At 44.4% G+C, this 21,479-nt stretch carries 15 protein-coding genes; 6 read left to right on the forward strand and 9 right to left on the reverse strand.

The window, feature by feature from the left end; translation table 11 throughout:
• Positions 1–2 precede the first annotated feature (2 nt).
• The 5 genes from EGN73_RS06410 to EGN73_RS06430 all read right to left on the reverse strand — a co-directional run bounded on the left by EGN73_RS06410 (position 3) and on the right by EGN73_RS06430 (position 6,646).
• A complete protein-coding gene (locus tag EGN73_RS06410) occupies positions 3–428 on the reverse strand; it encodes a MarR family winged helix-turn-helix transcriptional regulator (RefSeq protein WP_219287719.1) in 426 nt (141 codons plus the stop codon).
• A gap of 456 nt (positions 429–884) precedes the next feature.
• Positions 885–2,078: a redoxin domain-containing protein gene (locus tag EGN73_RS06415; protein WP_219287720.1), complete on the reverse strand. Its 1,194-nt coding sequence runs from the start codon at positions 2,076–2,078 to the stop codon at positions 885–887.
• A 13-nt stretch (positions 2,079–2,091) separates the two neighbouring features.
• Entirely contained in the window at positions 2,092–4,461 is a 2,370-nt protein-coding gene (locus tag EGN73_RS06420) for an alpha-L-rhamnosidase-related protein (RefSeq protein ID WP_219287721.1), read from the reverse strand.
• 5 nt (positions 4,462–4,466) lie between these two features.
• On the reverse strand, positions 4,467–5,327 hold the full coding sequence (locus EGN73_RS06425) for a sugar phosphate isomerase/epimerase family protein (protein ID WP_219287722.1): 861 nt from the start codon (positions 5,325–5,327) through the stop codon (positions 4,467–4,469).
• Positions 5,328–5,338: 11 nt separating this feature from the next.
• Complete coding sequence (locus EGN73_RS06430) at positions 5,339–6,646, reverse strand: Gfo/Idh/MocA family protein (RefSeq protein WP_219287723.1); 1,308 nt, start codon at positions 6,644–6,646, stop codon at positions 5,339–5,341.
• 191 nt (positions 6,647–6,837) lie between these two features.
• Here EGN73_RS06430 and rbsK point away from each other — a divergent pair, with 191 nt between their 5' ends.
• The 4 genes from rbsK to EGN73_RS06450 are packed head-to-tail and all read left to right on the forward strand — an operon-like array spanning position 6,838 to position 11,310.
• The gene (gene rbsK, locus EGN73_RS06435; RefSeq protein WP_219287724.1) at positions 6,838–7,743 is read left to right on the forward strand and encodes a ribokinase; all 906 of its coding nucleotides are present in this window, start codon (positions 6,838–6,840) and stop codon (positions 7,741–7,743) included.
• A 35-nt stretch (positions 7,744–7,778) separates the two neighbouring features.
• Positions 7,779–9,281: a nucleoside hydrolase-like domain-containing protein gene (locus EGN73_RS06440; RefSeq protein ID WP_219287725.1), complete on the forward strand. Its 1,503-nt coding sequence runs from the start codon at positions 7,779–7,781 to the stop codon at positions 9,279–9,281.
• A complete protein-coding gene (locus EGN73_RS06445; protein WP_219287726.1) occupies positions 9,278–10,309 on the forward strand; it encodes a nucleoside hydrolase in 1,032 nt (343 codons plus the stop codon). Before EGN73_RS06440 ends, EGN73_RS06445 begins: the two co-directional genes overlap by 4 nt.
• A 2-nt stretch (positions 10,310–10,311) precedes the next feature.
• Complete coding sequence (locus EGN73_RS06450; protein WP_219287727.1) at positions 10,312–11,310, forward strand: GRP family sugar transporter; 999 nt, start codon at positions 10,312–10,314, stop codon at positions 11,308–11,310.
• 1,406 nt (positions 11,311–12,716) lie between these two features.
• On the opposite strand, the gene EGN73_RS06455 is transcribed toward EGN73_RS06450, so the two are convergent.
• Genes EGN73_RS06455 through EGN73_RS06465 form a run of 3 tightly spaced genes read right to left on the reverse strand, consistent with a single transcriptional unit; the run spans position 12,717 to position 16,442 of the window.
• Positions 12,717–13,754, reverse strand: a complete 1,038-nt coding sequence (locus EGN73_RS06455; RefSeq protein ID WP_219287728.1) for an ABC transporter ATP-binding protein — start codon at positions 13,752–13,754, stop codon at positions 12,717–12,719.
• Between the two features lie 11 nt (positions 13,755–13,765).
• Entirely contained in the window at positions 13,766–15,403 is a 1,638-nt protein-coding gene (locus EGN73_RS06460; RefSeq protein WP_219287729.1) for an ABC transporter permease, read from the reverse strand.
• 7 nt (positions 15,404–15,410) lie between these two features.
• Complete coding sequence (locus EGN73_RS06465) at positions 15,411–16,442, reverse strand: Fe(3+) ABC transporter substrate-binding protein (protein ID WP_246611494.1); 1,032 nt, start codon at positions 16,440–16,442, stop codon at positions 15,411–15,413.
• A 134-nt stretch (positions 16,443–16,576) separates the two neighbouring features.
• On the opposite strand from EGN73_RS06465, the gene EGN73_RS06470 reads away from it, so the two are divergent.
• Both EGN73_RS06470 and EGN73_RS06475 read left to right on the forward strand, forming a co-directional pair.
• Positions 16,577–17,509, forward strand: a complete 933-nt coding sequence (locus tag EGN73_RS06470; RefSeq protein ID WP_219287730.1) for a hydrogen peroxide-inducible genes activator — start codon at positions 16,577–16,579, stop codon at positions 17,507–17,509.
• A gap of 65 nt (positions 17,510–17,574) precedes the next feature.
• Positions 17,575–18,705, forward strand: coding sequence for a BamA/TamA family outer membrane protein (locus tag EGN73_RS06475; RefSeq protein ID WP_219287731.1), 1,131 nt, complete (start codon positions 17,575–17,577; stop codon positions 18,703–18,705).
• 663 nt (positions 18,706–19,368) lie between these two features.
• Here the strand turns inward: EGN73_RS06475 and EGN73_RS06480 are convergent.
• Entirely contained in the window at positions 19,369–21,435 is a 2,067-nt protein-coding gene (locus EGN73_RS06480) for an alpha-L-fucosidase (RefSeq protein WP_219287732.1), read from the reverse strand.
• Positions 21,436–21,479: the final 44 nt, after the last annotated feature.

Raw genomic sequence — 21,479 nt, forward strand, 5'->3', positions numbered from 1 at the left:
AATCAAGATGCGTTAAAAGTAGAAATAAGTTTTTCAGTCAATGACCTCAACTGTTTCAACTCTTTTTCTTCCCAGTTGTTGAAAATCTCCATGGCTTTTGTGTGGATTTCTTGTGCTTTTCTCTGCAGGTTGCTTCCAGGATAAGTCAATTCGATTTCTACCCTTCGCTCATCGGACTCCGACCTGACCCTTTTGATCAGGTTGGCTGATTCCAGCCTTTTAAGCAAGGGTGTCAAGGTACCTGAGTCCAACTGAAGGGCTTGACCAATCTGGGAAACCATCTGACCATCCTTTTCCCAAAGTACCATCATGACCAAAAACTGTGGATAAGTGAGTCCAATTTCCGCTAAAGGCTCCCTATAAGCTTGGGAAAATAGCCTTGAGGCCACATAAAAAGGAAAACTCGGATCTTCTGATAATTTGGCCATAAGCATATATATATTTGTGAACAATTAAATTTATAAATAAAGATACGAGACATTAGGCGTAAGACAAGAGATTTGAGAAAGGTACCAAGTACCAAGTACGATGAACCAAGAAGGGTTGGAGTATGGAAACGGCTTCTTCAATCATTTTAAGACAAAAGACGCTAGACATAAGATATAAGAAGGGTTGGAGTGAGTAATAGGCCTCGTAAATCTTATTTCGTAAATAACAAACATGAGGCGTGAGATACGAGATATGAGAAAGGTACCAAGTACCAAGTACGATGAACCAAGAAGGGTTGGAGTATAGTCAAGGCCTCGTAAATCGTAATTCGTACTTCGTAAATCATTTTAAAACTAAAGACGCTAGACAAAAGACACAAGATGAGTTGGAGTATGGTCAAAGCCTCGTAAATCGTACTTCGTAAATCTCAATTAACTTATTCACCAATCGCTCACTCAATAATACCTCCCAATCATAGGATGATCTACAATTGCCCTTTTCAATTCCAGAGGCTTTATTTCTCCCATTACTTTATGGGCAATATTTCCTCCAGGCTCAATAAGAAGGGTAATGGGCAAGCTTCCGTCCCAATCTTTTCCTACTACATCTATGACAGCATATTTGTCTTCCGTGTCTATTAGGTAATTAGGTACAGCAGAGTATTTGCTTTTCAGGAATTTCAACACTTTATCCTCTTGGTTGGGATTGTCCATGCTTAGGCTGACAAACTGAAAATCCCTGCCCCCATACATGCGCTGTATTTCTATAAATTCAGGATATTCCACCACACATGGTCCACACCAGGTTGCCCAGAAATTGATCAACAGGAGCTCATCGGTCTCGTTTTTGAGCAATTGTGCCAAGCCTTCCGGAGAGATTTTCTCTACTTCTACAGGCTTTTGCTTCCATTCTTCATTTACTTTCTTGGTGTATTCATTTTTCCAGGCCCATTTGGTGGAGCATCCAAATGCAGGTGTAATGGCCTTATCTTCCGCCAATGCTTCTCCTGCCAAAGTTTTGTCAATGGCATTCCGAAGGTCCTCCGCATTGGCTGTCCCGGGCTTTTCCGAAGCATCCAGCCTCCCTGAATAGCTCAGCTTTCTTTCCTTGTCAAATACAAAAACATGTGGAGTGGCCGTAGGCCCATAGGCCAAAGAATATTCGTGCACATCACCGTCATAGAGATAAGGGAAATTGTAGTCCATATCCCTGTACCGGATCTGCATGGCTTCGAAATCATCGCTCAGATCGGTATAGCCCAATTCCTCTGGCAGCAATCCTATGGGGCTATTGGGAGAAATGGCCACAAAAGCAACTCCTTTGTTTTTGTAATCATCTACCAAATCGATAAAGCGCTCCTCATAAGCTTGGGCTGTGGGGCAATGGTTGCAGGTAAAATTGATGACCAAAACATCTGAATCCTCAAAATCATCTATGGACACATAACTTCCATCTACATTGGGAAGCCGGAAAAAAGGAGCTTTATCTCCAATTGCCAGTTTGGGAACTTCCTTTTCAGGGAGTTCTTGGGGATTAGGTACAAATGTCTCTTGGCCTTCTGATTCTTGTTGCTTTTCCTCCTGACTGCCGCATGCTAGGAGTAGCAGAATGGTCAAAGAAAGAAGTGTGGATAAGTGTAGCTTTTTCATAATGAAATAGGTTTTACCATTTTATGGTTTGGTTTCCGGGATTCAAGGCATGGGATTTTCCCTGCCAGATAAATTCACCTGTTAGGTTTTCGGGAAGGCTGATTTCCGCATATTGCTCAGAGAAATCATACTTCACCTCTATAGGGCCATTGGGATGTGGCATCACACCCTCAAATGTGGATAAGTGCCCTGGATTGGGAGCGATCAATACTTCCTTAAAGTGCTTGGATTTGGGTTGTATGCCACATACAGTGTGGATAAACTCAAAATTGGGACTAGCACTCCAAGCATGGCAGTCCGACCTGGTTTTGTTTTCATGCTCTGCAAAAGTGCTCAGTCCTTCCATCAACATGTTTTCCCATGTATCCAGGTTGTTGATAAAGTAATCTCCATTGCCGGATTTTTGAGCTGTCCGGGTAAGGTAAAAGCGGAAATAGATATTGGCCTTGGAAATGTCCTCCTCCGCAATGATCCGCTGGAATAAGGATTTATGCTCTGCCTCGGGAACTGTATTGGTCAAAATACCGAAAATATTGGCATGTTGGCTGAAACTGCTTTTATCCACCCTATCTGCCAACATTTGCCTGCTTTCATCCCAGGCATTTTGGTAGACGGAAGCTTTGATTTTTGTGGATAAGTCTGAGAAATACTGCACAAATAAGTCTTTGCCAAATGCTTCCAAAATCGGCAGTGCCTCTTCTATGGCATAGACGAATTGCAAAGTCATCACCACCGAACCGCCCTCTTTAAAGCCCGGTGGTGAGGCCATTTCCCATCCGGTAACGTCTGTGTAAGACCACCATGGCATAGGACCAAGAAGGTGGTTACTTTCCATCTTATTTTCAAACCAAAACAAAATGGACAAAATCTTTGGAATGTAGTCCTCGACAAATTGTGGATCATCCCTGTGCATAAAGTAATCATGCAGCATATTGATCCAAAACAGGGAATATGGAGGGATCATCTGCCGAAGGTTGGATGGGTATCTGCTCTGTGCAATGCCTTCATCTGTGATCGAATGGGCAAATTGCCGCAGGGAGTTTTTCATCAAGCGGTCATCCCCCGCTGCATATAGAGAAATCAAAGCCTGTACCCTTGTATCTCCTATGTATTGCAATTGCTCATAATAGGGACAGTCCATGTAGGTCTCATCTGCACAAAGCAAAGCCGTTCGCCATCCTGTTTCCCATATTTGCTCATGTATTTCAAAGGGTGTTTCGAACTTACCAGCCTGTTGAAAAGGATAAATAAATTTGTGCGCAATATAATTGTCCCATTTTAATGATGTACCTCCCGTTTTGATTTTGACCTGTATGTACCGCCAAGTTCGGGGAAGCAACTGGGTAAACACCCTGCCATCACCTCCATCGAGAAGGTAGCGGTCCATCTGTCCAATAAACCGTTTGCCTTCTATTTCATCTCTGTGCCCTTGGCTATTGTCTTCATAAAACAGGGTTTCGGCATAGCCTACTTCCACTATAGCATTTTCTCCCCCGGAAAAAGTAAATTGCGTATGCCCTTTGGTAAGGTAAGATTGATCCAAAAGCAGGGTGGTTTCGGTATTGGCAGGAAACTCCATTGATTCACCTTTGCTCCATCTTTCCAAATTCTGATCATCCCAAAACCCCTCGGTTTTCCGGATTTTGGGTTTGCTTTCTTCTCCCTCATCCATCATGGGAATCTCCCTTCGGCTTAGGCTGATTTCAGCATGTCCATAGCTATGTGTGTGGCCATAAGGAATGCCCCTGTCTCCTGCCCTTGCCTGCTTCCAGTCACTATCTGAAAAAGAAGCCTCCATCCAACCCCAGGGATATGCAGCCCCATTAATCTGCTCGCCACCACCCATGGCGAAATAGCCCAGCACATCGAAATCCTTGCCTCTAAAAGTAGCTTCATATGAATTGTCCACCCAGACTTTCCAGTCGGCAGTCCCAGTGTTCAATTGCTGTTCGAAGGCTTTTTCCTGACTCCTTAGAATAAACCTCAAACCAAGGTCATGGTACCTGACCGGGTTCATTTCTCCAAGAGAAAAGACCGTTAGCCCGATCACATTTTTTCCTTTCTGAAGGTAGGTAGCCAGGTTGTAGCTGTCATAGGAATAATGCTCCAGGTCATTATTGGCTGGGCCCTGACCTACATAGGTCCCATTGACATACAATTTGTACCTTATCACAGCAGAAAGGTCCACATTAAGTTCTTCAGGCACTTCATCGAGCGTCATGACATTTCTGGCATGTACCACCGCATAATCCGGCAATTCCGAGGCAGGCAAGGAAAGCCATCGGGCTTCCCAAAATTGCTGTGCATTGGAGGGAGCGTAAAAAAAGCAAACCAACCCCAAAAGCATCAGGGTTGGTTTGAGGTATTTTTTTGAGGACATCATGCAGCTTATTTTACGAATGAAGCACTTTTGAGGTATTCAAAGCTCTTTTGAACACTTTCTATGGGTTCGTAATTGTAACGTTCTACTTCTACAAAAAAGTCTTTCATTCCATGCTTGTAAGCGGTTTCGAAGATTTCCTTAAAATCCATTTCTCCACTTGCTCCGATTTCTTCCTCGTCCTTAATGTGCAACACAGGGAACCTTTTCGGATATTTATTCAGGTAATCAACAGGATCCTGACCTCCTTTTTGTGCCCAATACACATCCAGCTCATAGAAAACCAGTTTTTCATCCGTATTTTCTATCATGTGATCCATCATGATTTTACCCTCGATCTGTTCAAATTCCCTGGCATGATTATGAAACCCAAACATCATCCCGCCCTTTTTGGCTACTTCTCCTATGGCATTGTAGTAATCGCACCATTCATTGAGTTCGCTGATACTGGTAGGAATGGGCATAGAAGGCTTGATGATGTACTTGGCACCAGTGGCTTTGTGGTCAGAAACTGCTTTTTTCCACCAATCCAGAATTTCGTCTTTTTTGGATTTCTCATATCTGGGACCACCCACATGGGCACTTCGCATTTTCAGCCCTAGGTCTTCTATGTATTTCCTGAAGAATACCGGCTCCATTCCATAAATCTGCCCCTCATTGTAATTGGCAGTCTCCAGGTTTTTGTAGCCAATAGACGCCACGAGACGAAGGGTATTCTGGGGGTCTTCCCGCATATCCGCTCTAAGTGAGTACAATTGCAACCCTATGGCTTTTTTGGCCAAAGGCATGGCCAATATCCCTGATGGCTTCAGCATGGCACCCAAGGCCAAAGCACCTGTTGTTTTTAAAAATAATCTTCTGTTTTTCATGGTTTTAGGGTTTAAAGTGAATAGCCGTTTTCGTAGTTGTAATGCAACCGCGATTGAGCTTCCCAATCATGGGGAAAATTCTGTTTTTCAGGATCCCAGTCCAGTGGCCTGCCCAGCTCATTGGCAATATTTCCTATGGTACAAATGACACAGGTGCTGTGCCCCACCTCTACAGGGACAATAGGGTCTTTTCTTTTCAAAACAGAATCGATAAAATCAAAATAATGGGGAGAGTATTCCGGTCTTGACCTATCCATGTCAGGGATCAGGCTTTTGTCAGACGAATCAAACTGGCCTCTGGACACTTTGATCCAGCCTTTTTCACCAATGAATTTTACCCCCTGTCTTCCATCATCAAAGGGTCCGACCACCATTTCCGCACCATTGGCATACTTATAGGTCAAAGGAGAACTGTCTGTTCCTGGCATGACCTTTACAGGTCCACTTCTGTCCATGCCCAAACCCCATTGGGCAATATCAAACATGTGTGCTCCCCAGTCGGTCATGTAACCGCCTCCGGTCTCTTTAAACCAACGCCATGCTCCCCAAAGTTTTTCGTCCTGTGCGGGATCCAGAGTAATGGGCGGATTGAGATTTTCGTTGAAATGCATGTATGGCAGAGGACCCAGCCAGGCTTGCCAGTCCAGGCCTTGAGGAACAGCTTGTTCTTCCAGGTCATAGGGCTTAGGGTGTTCCGGCTGGCCTACATGCACCAATACCTGATTGATCTTACCGATTTTTCCACGCAAAGCCATCCTGGCAGCATGCTGGAAGTTATGCTCAGACCGCTGCTGACTGCCTACGGCCAATACTGTCCCGTTTTTCCTTACCACCCTGACCAATTCCTGCCCTTCTTTGATGGTAAGGGTAAGCGGCTTTTCGAGGTAGACATCTTTTCCTGCATTACAGGCATCTATAGCCATCAGGGCATGCCAATGGTCCGGAGAGGCAATTACTACCGCATCAATGTCCTCTCTTTTGAGGAGTTCTTTGTAGTCGGCATAAGCTTCCGCCTTTGGGTCGTTTTTGCCCAATTCCTGGCTGATGCGGGTAACGCGCTGCTTGAACCGCTCCCTTTTGATCTCATATACATCGGCACAAGCCAAGACAGTGACTCCGGGAATCCTCATCATGCCATTTAGAATGCCCATGGCTTGTCTTCCTACTCCGATAAATCCTAGCCGGATTTCGTGGTGGTCTTCGAAAAATTGTGGAGATGCAGCCAGTCCGGTTTTAGGTAAAAAAGATAAGCCTGCTGCACTCAGCAGGGACGTCCCGAGAAATTTCCTTCGGGAAAAAGTGCTTTTGTTGTTTTTCATCTGACAATGGGTTTAAGGTTAATATAGTCTATCAGGTAAATTTTCCTTTGGTCATAGGATAATTTGTTACTTTTCAGATAGTACAGTATAATATTACTTTAATTTGAGCTTTATTGAAAGTTAAGAAAGTTAAAATCAGCCAGTCCCGAGATTTAGTTTGATAAAAGGCGCAAAAATTTATTTGTAAGGTAATGATCAAAAAACCCAAAATTCTGGTGGTCGGCAGTTCCAATATGGACATGGTCATTCAGACAGGACACTTTCCCAAACCCGGAGAAACTATCATAGGGGGCGAGTTTTCTCTAATACCGGGAGGAAAAGGAGCCAATCAGGCCGTTGCAGCTGCAAGACTTGGCGGGGACGTTAGTTTTGTTTCACAAATAGGAAAAGACGTATTCGGCGACAGCAGTCTCGAAAATTTTATCAAGGAAGGAATTGATATCAGCTATGTAAGACAAAACCCAGAGCAATCCACCGGAGTGGCCCTGATCACAGTGGATGAAAGTGGGGAAAATACCATTATAGTTGCTCCGGGTGCCAACCACCATATCAGCAAGGAGGACATCGGCAGGGCAGAGAAGGTATTTGCCGAAGCTAAGGTAATATTGGTGCAGCTGGAAATACCCATGGAGATAGTAAAGGCATGCTTGTCTTTGGCCAAGAAGCTGGGCAAAAATGCCATTCTGAACCCAGCACCGGCTGCAGATTTGGGAGGAGAAATTTTGGAAGGGCTGTTTTTGATCACACCCAATGAAACAGAAGCGGAGCAACTTACAGGCATCAGCATATTGGACGAGGCCTCTGCAAGAACTGCTGCAACTGCACTGATTTCCAAAGGTGTGGAAAATGTGATCATTACCTTGGGAGCTTCAGGTGCTTACTGCCACAGTAAGGATTTTCAGGGAATACTTCCCACCCAAAAGGTAAAAGCAGTAGACAGTACTGCTGCCGGAGATACTTTCAATGGGGCACTGGCTGTAGCTCTAGGTAATAAACATAGTATGGAAGAAGCAGTCCGTTTTGCTTTGAAAGCGGCCACCCTTTCGGTACAGAAAATGGGGGCGCAGTCTTCTATACCCTATTTGAAGGATCTCTAAGCTCCTTTTCCTAAAAGCATTAAAAACCCAAACCTATGAAAACCAACTTGCTTCTTATTCTTTGTTTGATTTTGGGGGCCAATTTTCATTGCCAGCCAAAAATCGAGCAGCCCCAGCATGAACTAAGTGAAAAATACAGGACGGTAATCCTCACAGACATGACCCATGATGATGGAAATTCCCTGATCCGCTACCTTTATTATGCCTCTCACTTTGACCTGGAAGCCATGATCATTACCAATCAGCTTCCCGATTTCAACCATGATGATACAGGTCCCTGGGACAAGGCCATGTCCATTTTGAATGCTTATCAGGAAGAACTGCCACAATTAAGGAAGCATGATCCTGCCTTACCCGCTTATGAAGAATTGCTGGCGATCACCAAAAGAGGAAGAGGCGCACTGCCTATTATTTGGCTGACCAATACCCTGGAATTTTCGGACAATATTGCGGATAGATATGTGACAAGCTCTTGGGATTCGGTATATTACCATCATTGGATCGGAGAAGGCCTGACTCCAAAAGGAGAACCCAAAGACTCCGAGGGCAGTGATTTTTTGGTGGAGGTTTTTGAAAAGGAGGACGACAGGCCCATCTTCATTCAGGCCTGGGGAGGTACCATTACTTTTGTACAGGCTTTGCATCGCTATAGGGAAAAACACGGTCAGGAAAAGTTCAGACAATTGCTTCCCAAATTGCACCTGTTTGGAATACTCTTTCAGGACATCTCTTTTGAGTTTTTTGCGGATTTTCTCAAAATGCAGGAAGAAACCTGTGCAGACTTTGGAACGGCTATTCCGACCTACGGCCAAGAACCTGTTACATTGGGTTCTGTAATGTATGATAATGGCCATTTCTGGCATTACGTGTGGAGTAGAGATCCGGATTGGCAAAAACCGATCGGGCCCAATGAAGTCAATGGGCATGGACCAATGTCGGAGATTTATGATAACGGAGGTGAGGGTGACAGTCCTTCCTATTTTTACCTCTTGAGTTCAGTCTTTGGATTGAATGATCCGCTAGACCCCACTCAGGGAAGCTGGGGATCTAGGTTTGAGCAAATGGGTGATGGTTTTCCCGAAAATTACTATTCTACCTGTGGCATCCCTCAGACCGAACTCAGCCGTTGGGATAAAGCCGTCAACAACAGTTTTAAAAACCGCCTGCTGTGGTCAGTAAAAGAGCCCGGCGAAGTCAACCGGGAGCCTCATGCGGTCATCACTGGCCATCCCTCGGGACAGGTCATACACATGTCAGTAAGGCCCGGCGAAGTAATTACCTTAGATGCCAGTGCATCCGCTGACCCTGATGGAGATACGCTTTCCTTTAACTGGTTCAGGTACGACATGGCAGATGGCTATACAGGCAACTTTGAAATCCAGTATCCTTCCCAGGCGAAACAAGAATTCATCATACCCAAGGATATTGGAGAGGACAGTATCCACTTGATATTGGAGGTAAAGGACCATGGAACTCCTTCCCTCACTGCTTACAGAAGAATAATAATCAAATCAATGAAACAAACCCAAAAGCTATGAAAAACCATTTCTTTTTTACACTTATCTGTGCAATTCTGCTTTTCTCCTGCAAAGCGGAGAAGACGGAGTCAGAAGTCGTAGCAGATAAGGAGAAAGCCAAAATCCGGTTGATCTACGATACTGATGCCAATAATGAATTGGATGACCAGTTTGCCCTGATGTACATTTTGGTCAATGGGCCAACATTTGACCTGGAAGGTGTGACAGTAAATGCCACTTGGAGTGGTGGCAATATCGATGAACATTATGAAGAGGCCAAACGAATTCTTCAGCTGGGTAAGCGCTATGGGAAAATACCGCTTTTGAAAGGTGCAGATGGTTCATTTGATGCTATCAGGGATCAAGTTGGCGCGATTGATTTTGACGGAAAGGCAGGTGTTGATTTCATTATTGAGCAGGCAAACCGGGATACCGGGGAGGAATTGATACTGCTTGCAGTAGGCAAACTGACCAATGTGGCACTGGCTTTGGAAAAAGATCCTTCCATCGCTGAAAAGATGCGGGTGGTTTGGCTGGGTTCCAATTATCCAAAGCCCGGAGAATACAATCAGGACAATGACACAGTTTCTATGAATTATGTGCTCAACACCAAGGTGCCATTTGAAATGGTTACAGTTCGGTACGGAGAGCCTAGCGGAACGGATGCAGTGAAGGTAACACAAGCCGAAATCAATGAACGAATTCCCGGCATGGGGCCCAAAATACAGCAGCCCATTACAGGTAGGCATGGAGGTGAGTTTCACACTTTTGGTGATTATGCAGTGAGTCTGTTTGAACATATAGATTATCATGGTGATCCTCCTTCCAGGGCCTTGTTTGACATGGTTGCAGCGGCAATATTAAAGAACCCAAACTGGGGTGAGAAATCTGAGGTTCCAGCCCCGATTTTAATTGACAATCAATGGGAGGAAAGGCCTGAAAACCCAAGAAAGATATGGGTTTGGGAAAACTTTGATAGGGATGGCGTGATGGCCGACTTTTATCAAACGCTGGAAGATTATGAGCTCGTTCAACCCAAAAATCCATAGCCATGTACATTATCGAATCATATTCCTTAGCGGTGATCTTCTGCATTATCACCATGCTTTGCTGGGGCTCTTGGGCCAATACCCAAAAACTGGCCGGTTCAAAATGGCGCTTTGAACTTTTCTACTGGGATTATGTATTCGGAATTGTGATCCTAGCATTGGTCTTTGGGCTGACACTAGGCAGCACAGGGGATGCAGGAAGGAGTTTTTCGGAGGATCTGTTCCAGGCTGATTCCAAAAGCTATACTTTGGCCTTTTTAGGTGGAGTAATTTTTAATTTGGCCAATATACTGATTGTTGCAGCGATTGCATATGCGGGGATGTCTGTGGCTTTTCCTGTCGGCATTGGATTGGCCTTGGTCTTGGGAGTCATCGTCAATTATGTATCCGCTCAAAAAGGAGATCCTTTGCTGTTGTTTTTGGGAGTAGCATTGGTGGTTATGGCCATTGTGATGGATGCTTTTGCGTATAAGAAGCTTGCACAGACCAAGCAAAAAAGTCCAAGAACGGGTTTGATGTTGGCATTGGCAGGAGGATTTTTGATGTCTTTCTTTTATTTCTTTGTGGCACAGTCCATGTCACTGGATTTCAGCAATCCCGAGGGCGGCAAGTTCACCCCTTACGGAGCGGTATTTGTATTTTCCATAGGGATCTTAATGAGCAATTTTGTGTTCAATACTATTCTGATGAGAAAGCCTATAGAAGGTCGGCCTCTAAATGCCACAGATTATTTCAAAGGAAGTCCTTGGGTTCACTTTGTGGGGATTTTGGGAGGAATTATCTGGTGTATTGGAATGTCCTTTAGCATCATTGCAGCGGAAAAGGCAGGTCCTGCGATTTCTTACGGATTGGGTCAGGGGGCGACCATGGTTGCGGCATTTTGGGGAGTGGTTATTTGGAGAGAATTTAAGGAAGCACCCAAGAGCACCAACACCCTACTTGGTGGGATGTTTTTGCTTTTCCTTATTGGATTGACGCTGATTGTCTATGCGGGGAGTTAAAGGAATTGAGTGAAAGTACCAAGTACCAAGTACCAAGTACGAAGTACTAAGAAGGGTTGGAGTGGATATGAGACGGTAGACATGAGATTTGAGATTTGAGAAAGGTACCAGGTACAAAGTACGAAGAAGGGTTTGAGAATGAAAAAGGCTTCTCCTTGTCACCCCGACGAAGGAGGGGTCTATTTATCACAATTAATCATAGATTTTTCACTTCGTTCAAAATGACAAGGTGAAGCCTTCTTGGTGTCTTAGCGCCTCCCGATCTTTGGGACAGGTTCGTGGCTATTAAAAATGGGTTCCCGCCAAGACGCAAAGGCGCGAAGTAGCGCAGAGACAATAAAGGCAGTGCCGGAGTTACAAACTCCTTTACCAACAGTCCGAAGGCACAGCCTCCGGACAACTTGTGAGTATTTGAAACCTTCAAATTAGAATAACCTTGCCATGGAAATTAGGAGGGGAGGAAGGAAAATGGACCGGGCCAGCGTAAGCCTTGCGCGCTGATAGAGCCTGTCCCGATTTTTTCGGGAATTCCATTTTCTTGATCTTTTTGGTTACTTTTTGTATCAAAGCCTGTCCCGAACGTCGGGAACAAAAAGTGACTAAAGAAACTGATCTTAAATTTAGCGTTATGCTGAAGAATCCTTTAATTAATGGATAAATCACCATTAAACATTTTGCTTTTAGCATTTGCGTAGTAGCGAGAAATCAGATGTCTCATTGCATTCGACATGACAAGGTGAAGCATTCTTGGTGTCTTAGCGCCTTAGTGGCAATAAAGGTTCACGCGGAGACACAAAGGCGCTAGACATGAGGTTGGAGAATGAAAAAGGCCTCGTAACTCGTAAATCGAATCTCGTAAATAAAAGATATGAGATTTGCGAAAGGTACCAGGTACAAAGTACGAAGAAGGGTTTGAGAATGAAAAAGGCTTCTCCTTGTCACCCCGACGAAGGAGGGGTCTATTTATCACAATTAATCATAGATTTTTCACTTCGTTCAAAATGACAAGGCGAAGCCTTCTTGGTGCCTTGATGTCTCATTCGTGGCAATAAAGGTTCACGCGAAGGTCCAAAGGCGCTAAACATAAGGTTGGAGAATGAAAAAGGCCTCGTAACTCGTATTTCGTAAATCATTTTAAGACTTAAGATGCTAGACATAAGACACAAGATGGGTTGGAGTGAGTAGAGGGCCTCGTAACTCGTAAATCGTATCTCGTAAATAAAAGATATGAAATTTGAGACATGAGAAAGGTACCAAGTACCAAGTACAATGTACTAAGAAGGGTTGAGGTGAGTAGAGGGCCCCGTAATTCGTCAATCGTACTTCGTAAATTGAAACTAGAGACAGGCCTGTGGCAGTGGACGGTCGACTGTGGACCAATCACCCAATCACCGTCGAATCCAAACTCAAAAAGCTTCCTCCACATCATACTTCCAAAGGTAAAAAAATGCCCTTTCCACCCCTTCAAATGACCTTCCCGGATTGGTTCGGATGGTGACCCTTTTACCTTCATCATCCGCCAATTTTACCATCTGATGGCTTCCAAAATAGGAGATTTTGACGATTTTTCCTGTGAGTTGCTGCCCGTCCCGCTGTACTACTTCCCCGTGTTCGGGGCGGAACATCAGCTTCACTTTGTTTTTGTATTTTTTGGCCTCTGGATCTGAGATGAATCCAAAAGAAGTATGCCATCCCTCCTGAAGTGGAGTAGCCATGATTTCGTTTCTTTTTCCAAAGAAGTTGGCCACATAGGGATTCACCGGGGTTTCATATAGGTGTTTAGGGATATCGATCTGCTGCAAATATCCTTTATGCAAAATTGCTATCCTATCAGCTGTTGACAAAGCATCTTTGGTATCATGGGTCACAAAAATGGCTGTAATCCCTGTTTTTTTGATGATCTGCCGGATTTCTTCCCTTACCTGATCCTTGAGCATGGCGTCAAGGTTGCTGAAAGGCTCATCCATCAATAAGATCTTTGGATTTGGCGCAATAGCCCTGGCCAAAGCTACACGCTGCTGCTGCCCACCGGAAAGCTGATGGGGGTATTTTTGGTAATCTTCATGAAGTCCCACGAGCTTTAAGGTATCCCGTGCAATTTTATCCACATCACCCATACTCTTTTTCAACCCAAACTTGATGTTTTCTAAAATGGTCAAATGGGGGAAAAGTGCATAATCCTGGAAAACCATTCCCACTTTTCTTTCATGGGCAGGAACGGATTTTTTTCCGGACACGATTACCTGCCCTGAGAGGGAGATACTTCCGGAATCAGGATGCTCAAGACCGGCAATCAGACGGAGTACGGTAGTTTTTCCGGATCCGCTTTCTCCCACCAAGGCAAGGATCTCTCCTTCCTCCACTTCAAAGGAAACGTCGCTGACAGCGAAATCCTTGGCATCTTGGTACTTTTTATGAATGTTTTGGAGTGATAAAATCCTCATCCTGTTTCCACCTAGGGTTCTCTTTTTTTGATCAGTTTATTGAGGAATATGATAGGGATGATACCGGTAAGGATAATGATCAGTGCAGCGTTGGCTGATTCTGCAATCATCTCGTTGGTAGCCATATCAAATGCCTTAGTGGCCAATGTCTGGTAGTTGAACGGGCGCAGGATCAAAGTTAAGGGTAATTCTTTCAATACATCCACAAAAACCAACAATATGCCCGAAATGAGGCTGGTTTTGATCAATGGTAGATCGATTTTCCAGAGCGTCTTTGTGCTTCTTGCTCCCAAGAGCCTGCTTGCCTCATTGACATGTATTCCTATTTTTTGGAAACCTGCTTCCACCGGATTGTAGCCTACCGCCATAAACCTGACTATATAAGCAAATACTAGGGCAAATAAAGTTCCCGAGAAGAACAATCCTGCGGCTTTGGCAGAAATAAATGTACTGTAGATCCATTTGTCCAAAGAAAGCAATGGAATCATGATGCCGACAGCAATGACTGCCCCCGGAATGGCATAGCCTAGGGTGGCTACTTTGGTGATGTTTTTTACCCACCTGAATGGACTCAAGCGAAGGGTGTAGAGTAAAATCACTGAAAGCGCTACTATCAATGCCCCGCTCACTGCCGCCAGCCCAAAGCTCCTATAGACCAAAAGCCAAAAGTCAGTATTGATCACTTTATGGTAGGTAAGGCTTACCCAATGGAGCAATTGCAGGAAAGGAAAAAGAAAACTCAAAAAGAATACTGTCCCGCAGATCAGGGTATATAAAACCTGCTTACCTATGATAGGCTTGATCCTTACCAAGGGCTTGTGAATGTCCTTGCCAGAGGCATATTGCCTGTTGCCGCGCTGCAAAGATTCCAGGTATAGGATCACAAACACAAAAACCATCAGGATGGCTGCCAGATATATGGCTGTACCAGCGTCTCCGAGCGAAAACCAAGCCCTGAAAATTCCTGTCGTAAAGGTATTGACCCCAAAATACTTTACCGTTCCATAATCGTTGAGCACTTCCATAGAGGCCAATGCGATACCGGCCACTATTGCCGGTCTAGCCATAGGTAAGGCTACTTTGAAAAAGGTCTGAAACCTGTTTTTTCCCAAAAGAAAAGAGGCTTCCTGTAAGGTCTTGGACTGCTGTACAAATGAAGACCGTGTAATAAGAAAAACATAGGGAAACAAGGTGATCGAAAGAATGAAAATGGCACCGGGCAGGTTCATCAGGTCCAGCAGGCTTCCTTTGACATGAATGTCAAATGTATTTCTTAAAAAAACCTGGATGGGACCTGTATAATCGAGCATTCCCACATAGGTATAAGCCATGATGTAGCCCGGAAATCCCAAAGGAAGAATCAAGAGCCACTCGAAATATTTTCTTCCTGGAAACTCATAATTGGAAACTAGCCAGGCTGTACTTACTCCCAACAAAAAAGTCATAACTGCCACGCCGAGGAGCAGCAAAATGGTATTCTGGAAATAACCGAAAAGGAGATTGTTGGCAATGTGCTGCCAACTATCTCCGGGTCGGTCAAATAGCTTGAAGAATATGGTAAACAGTGGGGTAGCTATCAAAAGCAAGATCAGCAATGAATAGCCTGTCCACTTGTTCCACCAATAATAATTGCTTTTTACTATGCTCAAAACAGCCTTATTTCCACCCTACTTTATCAAAGATGACTACTGCATCACTGTTGTTGTCTCCCAAAACGGATAGATTGAGTTCATCAGACTTAAAGTCTCCCCAACTCTTCAGCAAGTCGGAGAAGTCTACATTTGGGTTTACAGGATACTCAAAGTTGATATTTGCCAAGAACTCCTGAGACTCCTGATTGGACAAAAACTCAAGCAGTTTTACGGCATTGTCTTTATTGGGGGCATATTTGGTTACTCCTGCTCCTGAGATATTGATGTGCGTGCCTCTGTCTCCTTGATTGGGAAAGAAAATGCCTACTTTCTCAGCAGCTTTCCTTTCTTCTTCATTGGAATCATTGAGCATGATGCCGATGTAGTAAGTGTTGACGATAGCCACATCTCCTTCACCTGAGGCAACTGCTTTGACCTGGTCTCTGTCCGATCCTTTTGGATCCCTTGCCATATTGGCCAATAGACCAGCAGCCCACTGTTCTGCTCCTTCTTTGCCATGGTGTGCAATGATAGACGCCAAAAGCGATTGATTATAGATATTTTCGGATGACCTGGTCAAAACCCTTCCTTTCCACTCTTCTTCTGTCAAAGCTTCATAAGTGCTGAGGTCCTCTGGGTTGACGCGGTCTTTGCTGTAGGCAAAAATCCTAGCTCTATAAGTCAGTCCAAACCAATTTCCCTCAGGATCACGATATTTGGAAGGGATGTTGGAATTGAGGGTTTCTGAGCTGACACCCTGCAAAAGATCTTTGGTCTTGGCCCTGTGCAACCTTCCGGCATCCACAGTGATCAATACGTCAGCAGGAGAACTGGCGCCTTCAAGCTCCAGTTTTTGGATAAGTTCGTCAGCAGATGCTGAAACCACATTTACCTTGATCCCGGTCTCTTCGGTAAATTTATCGAAAAGCTGCTGATCTGCTTCGTAGTGTCGATGGGTATAGACGTTGACGACGTCATCCTGAGAGCTTCCTCCGCAAGACAACAGGATGCTTCCGGTCAGGACCAATAATGCTGATTGTAGGATATTCTTGATCATAGTTCACATTAATTTGGTGGCGAAATTAATCATTATTTAAATCAAATCTAAATAAAAAGAAAAAGATTTTTATATTTGCTCCGAATCCAAAAAATGGGTTTTGACATCAGTTTGGGCGTTTTTTTATAATTATTATGACCATTCAGCAATTGGAATATATCATAGCGGTGGACAAGCACCGGCATTTTGGGCATGCTGCGGAATCTTGTTTTGTGACGCAGCCGACCTTGAGTGCACAAGTCAGCAAGTTGGAAAGAGAGTTGGATGTCATCCTTTTTGACCGGTCCAAAATGCCTGTGATTCCTACAGAAATCGGTATTCAGGTCATAGACCAGGCGAAAAGGGTAGTGTCGGAAAGCAAAGGCATCTATGAACTGCTTGCCCAGCTGAAGGGTGATGTAAGTGGAGTCATAAAGCTGGGAATCATTCCCACCCTTGCTCCCTATTTGCTACACAGGTTTATCAAATCTTTTTTGGAAAAATATCCCAACGTAAAGCTTCAGGTAGAAGAAAATATCACAGAGGAAATTCTCAGAAAACTGAAAAATGATGAGCTGGATCTGGGAATTGTGGTCACGCCGCTTTCCGAACCTGGAATTGTGGAAAAGCCTATTTTTTACGAAAAATTCTATGCCTACCTTTCAAAGGACCATGGGTTGCTTCAACAAGAAAAGATTTCCCTTCCGGACTTGGAAAAGGAAGACATGTGGGTATTGCAGCAAGGGCATTGTTTTAGGGATCAAGTACTCAACTTATGCAAGCAAAACAAGTTTGAAAGAATGAATTTCCACTACGAAAGTGGTTCTCTGGAAGGGCTTAAGAACATGGTCAATCAATACACTGGGGTCACCCTGTTACCTGAACTGGCCACGTTTTCCCTGAATGAAGAGGAAAAGAAGCGCTTGAGGAAATTTTATCCTGAAGAACCTACAAGGGAGGTGAGCATAGTCCTGACCAGGAGTTTTCTGAAGAAAAAACTGGTAGAGCTGCTTTACAAAGAAATCTCTGAGACCATTCCACAGGAAATGACTTCCAAAGCACATGGGAAAGTGGTGAAGTTCAAGTAAAGAAAATGAGGTGAATTTTAGCCTAATCCCAACTTTGGAACTACATTTCATGTTTGTAGCATGATATGATCAGATCTCTATGTTTTTCTTTGATTTTTCTAATGGGAAGCGCCGGCTTTCTACAAGGGCAGGATTTTTTTACCCGCTATGTCAATAGCCTGCTCAATGACACCTCCGATATCAGCAGACCGCAGTTTTTGATTTACCCCACTTTGGCCTATGCTCCTGAGACAAGCTGGGAAATTGGGCTTTCTTCCCTATATGTGTATTATGCCAATAGGGACTCAAGCAATAGGCTCAGCGAGGTAAACGGCTTCACCTTTGTCACCTTGGAAAACCAATATGGGCTGTGGTTTGACCATGCGGTATATACGGACAAGGACAAGTGGTTCTTTTTGGGCAGGATCAGGATTCAGAGTTTTCCGCTCAAGTATCACGGTATTGGTATGGACAGTCCAAAAGAATACCTTTCTCTGGTGGATGCCAATCAGATATTGATCAAGGAAAGGGTGCTAAGGGAGCTGAGAAAGAATCTGTACTTTGGATTGGAGGCTGATTTTCAGAGGATGTCCTCAGTGAGTTTCAACGATTCGCCCGAAGCACCTGCATTTGAAATGCCCTTGGGTAATGAAGGTTCCAATAATCTTGGCTTGGGCTTGGGTTTGGTTTATGACGATCGGCACAATGTGCTGAATGTCCGCAAGGGGAATTTTTCTGAATTGGCTTTTCTAAAGTATGCAGGAGCCTTGAGCACCTTTGATTTTTCCACGGTGATATCTGATACGAGGATCTTTCGACCGATAGGACAGTCCAATGTGCTGGCGTTTCAATTTCTTGGACAGTTCAATTTTGGGGATGTTCCTTTCAATCAGATGGCTTTGATGGGGGGAGACAGCATGATGAGGGGATATTATCTGGGTAGATTCAGGGACAGGCATCAGTTGGCCAGTCAGGTGGAATACAGGATGCTTCCCCTTCCTTTGGGGTTTACGGACAGGATCGGTGCGGCAGCATTTGCCGGTGCGGCGACGGTATTTCCTGATTTCTCTTTGGCCTCAATCCATAAGGTGGTGTGGTCTGCGGGAGGAGGCTTGCGTTTTTTGCTTTTTCCGAAAAAGGACATTTATACGAGGTTTGATGTTGCATTTACCCAAGAGGGAACAGGGTTTTATTTGTTTATTGGAGAAGCGTTTTAGAGTGTGGATACTATTGTTTCTCGCAAGGACGCTAAGGGGTTTTGGGTAAGAAGTTAGCTGTGATTTAAGAGGTACGATCTACGATTTACGAGGCCTAATTCATACTCCAACCTTATGCCTAGCGCCTTTGCGTCTCCCGATTCTCGGGACAGGTTAGGCGCGAACCTTTATTCCCCCTAAGAGACCAAGTTGACTTCGCCTTGTCATTTTGAACGAAGTGAAAAATCCATGTTTGTATTTAATAAACAGACCTCTCCTTTGTACCAATGACAGATATGTGGGGATCGTCATTCTGAGATTTTAAAATTTTGCATTTACAGAAAGGCAATGACAGTTGGTGTACGTCATCCTGAATCGGAGCTTGCGGAGATGAAGGATCTCCTCTATTTTGGGAGACTCTTCCTTCGTCAGAGTGACGTACGTTTCTGTCATTGGTGACGTAGTGAAGAATCTCCTACCATGTGGGAGATGCCCCGCAATGCTGCGGGACAGGCTTTCGACTCCGCAAGCTCCGCTCAGCATGACGCGTAATTTTGTCATTTCCTTTCTGTAAATGCCAATTTTAATAACTCTGGGGTGACAAGGAGAAGCCTCTTCCATACTCCAACTCATCTTCGTACTTTATACCCTCTCCTGCCTCTTGTCCTCTTCGCGTGAACCCTTTTAATCTTTATCCCCTTCCCCTGTTATCACCCCAAGCTCTGCAAAAGCTGCCGGCCCCCCGTCTACCGTCTGCATAGCTCTCAACCTGATGTACTTTGCCTTTGTAGTACTGAAACTGACGCGCTGCTCCACAGGGTTGTTTTTGATATTGGAAAATTCTCCCAATGCTACCTCTCTCCATTTTTTCCCATCACTACTTACCGCAAATCCATACCTTGAAATGATCCCTTTCATGTACCTGTTTTGTGGAGGGAGATAAGTAAAGCCTTCCAATGTCAATTCCTCACCCAAATCCACGATGAGTTCATCATTATCGCTTTGCCAAAAGGTGTCTGGGTTCTCGTCTATGGCTTTTTCCGCATCTTGGTTTTCATGGAGAACAAGCCATTCTGCCTTAGGTCTCTCGATTTGAAATCTTAATACCTCACTTTTTCTGCCACTGCTTTGATCTATGGCCAATACCTGAAGGGTCAATGGAGCATCTAAAACCAATGCCTCTTCATACCTTAAGGAAGTGCCATCAGGAGTGGTGTCATCAATGGTATAAAATATATCCACACCGTCTTCGGGAACCTCTAGTGTTATTTCCCCGGATTTTTTCCTTTTGAGAACCGGCTCGGTTACAAGTTTGGGTGCATCAAAGATTCCAACCTCCATGATTAAGGGTTCTGATTTGGCATCCAAAATATTTAGCCTCAGTTTTTTGACCTCTATGTCTTCAAATCTCAGGATTCTTTTGGCCCCGATAGTGGTGCCTTCTGCTATCAGGTTCCAGCCATTGCCGGAATCTCCTTCCAAACTGAATTTTCTGACCCTTTGACCCAGTGGGAAATATTCCCGCACCATAAACCTGTTGATCCAGGTAGGCTGGTCAAATTCAAATGTAAGGTGGCCTTGAATCACTCCCTCTCCAGCTGCCCAATAAGTTTCAGGATTCTTATCTAGGACATTTTTGGCAGCATATTGACCTCCTCTTTCTTTATTGGCTTTTACTTTGGTACCCTTCGCAAGGTCATCACGGAAATCCTCCTTGATTTTTTCTGCCAACTTTAAGATTTGCTGCTCGTCTTTTTCATGGATCAACCCTCTGCGATCTACCGGAAAATTGATCAGCAGGGAGGCATTTCTACCAATGGATTTGTAATAAATGTCTAAAAGTTGCGCCAGGGTTTTGACCTTGTGGTCTTCATACTCATGATAATACCATCCGGGACGGATAGATACATCCGCCTCTGCCGGCACCCAATGAGTACCGTTTTCCTGTCCTGACGCATATACATCAGCATATTCAGGCATTCCGGCATAAACAGAATCCCGCAAAAGGTTTGACCAGGTAGTTTCGTATGCGTACCCATTTTCATTGCCTACCCACCTTACATCCGGTCCTGCATCACCGAAGATTACCGCATTGGGCTGTAACTCCCGAACAAGTGCAAAAGTATTTTCCCAATCGTAATAGGTTTTTTTGTCCACCCTTCTTGTTTCATTTGCCCCTCCGTAATAACCGTCTCCTCCATTTGCTCCATCAAACCACACCTCAAAAATATCCCCGTAATTGCTCAGTAATTCAGTAAGTTGATTACGCATGTATGTGATGTACTCGGGCTTACCATAGTCAGCGTGATTTCTGTCCCATGGTGAATAGTAAATGCCCATTTTCAAGCCATATTCATCACAGGCTTCCTTAAGTTCCTGAATCAGGTCTCCCTTTCCGTCCCTCCAAGGTGAATTTTTTACAGAATGCTCTGTATAAGCCGATGGCCATAGGCAAAAACCATCATGATGCTTCGCGGTAATGATGATTCCCTTCATCCCTGCATCCTTGACTATTCTGGCCCATTGTCGTGTATCCAGTTCACTTGGATCAAACTGGGAGGGTTTTTCGTCTCCCATGCCCCATTCCATATCCGAAAAAGTATTCATATTGAAATGGACAAAGCCATAATACTCCAGCTCATGCCAGGCCAGTTGCCGCTCAGAAGGAATGGGCAAAACAGGCTCAGGGGCTGATGATTCCTTTGCTTGACAGGCAAGCAAGAGAAAAATGGGAAGCAGGTATTTTTTCATAGGAAGGGATTTTATGTGAGTATAAAGATTTTCCTTTTGGCAGA

This window comes from Arthrospiribacter ruber (genome assembly GCF_019343195.1).
Taxonomy (GTDB): domain Bacteria; phylum Bacteroidota; class Bacteroidia; order Cytophagales; family Cyclobacteriaceae; genus Arthrospiribacter; species Arthrospiribacter ruber.